A 201-nucleotide genomic window follows, 5' to 3' on the forward strand; every position below is an offset into this window, starting at 1 on the left:
TCTTGTGAAGAAATGGAGAGCATATCTTCTGGAAGAGGATATTTAGATAAAAGCTCTTTTGAAGTAACTCCATAGATATTAGAAAAAAGTGTTGAATATTCTGGAAAAACTTGGTCAAGAATAGCGACTAGTTTTCTTTTCCAATCAGAGCATTCATCAACTAAAGCAAATCTGTATCTTGAAAGATTTCTTAGTGCAAAA

The 201-nt window shown here is 31.8% G+C and carries 1 pseudogene; it reads right to left on the reverse strand.

Annotation, left to right across the window (positions count from 1 at the left end):
* Positions 1-201: pseudogene (locus tag ABGF48_RS08545) on the reverse strand (IS110 family transposase); the annotation flags it as partial.

The organism is Helcococcus bovis, from assembly GCF_046035835.1.
Classification (GTDB): domain Bacteria; phylum Bacillota; class Clostridia; order Tissierellales; family Peptoniphilaceae; genus Helcococcus; species Helcococcus bovis.